Annotated in this window: 1 pseudogene; it reads right to left on the reverse strand. The window is 65.3% G+C overall.

The features are described from left to right. A pseudogene (locus J5M56_RS24870) lies at positions 1 to 334 on the reverse strand (lipid-binding protein); the annotation flags it as partial. Between the last annotated feature and the right edge of the window lie 145 nt (positions 335 to 479).

Genomic DNA, 479 nt, shown 5'->3' on the forward strand with positions numbered 1-479 from the left:
GTACCAGGTCCCGCGGGGCGGCGGGCCAGGGAAGCTTGGTGTCGAGGTAGACCCAGATCGCCTCGTCGCTGTACTTGAGCAAGCGCATCTGCGCACAGGCGTAGAGCCAGGCGCAGGAGACGCGCAGGTTCTCCTGCAGGTGGCCGAGGGTGGCGACATCGGCCTTCACCAGCGTGATGCCACGGAAGCTCTTGTAGTTCGAGCCGGGGACTTGTTTCAGGTAGACCTGCACGCCGTCCTGGTCCTTGGCGAGCTTCCAGTCGCCGGCCTGCGCGTACGCTGGCAACGGGGCTGTCAGTAGCAGGGCGAGCAGGAAGGGCGAGGGGCGTTTCATGGCGGCGGACCGGCGAGGGGATAGACCGATCTTATGCCTGCCTGATGACAGCGGCGCATTGGCCGGCGAGCGGTCTGGCATGCCGGGAAGCTTTTTCGCAGGCATTAAAAAAGCCGGCTTGTGGCCGGCTTTCAGGGGGTGGTCC

This window comes from Pseudomonas sp. 51_B (assembly GCF_017491595.1).
Classification (GTDB): Bacteria; Pseudomonadota; Gammaproteobacteria; order Pseudomonadales; family Pseudomonadaceae; genus Aquipseudomonas; species Aquipseudomonas promysalinigenes.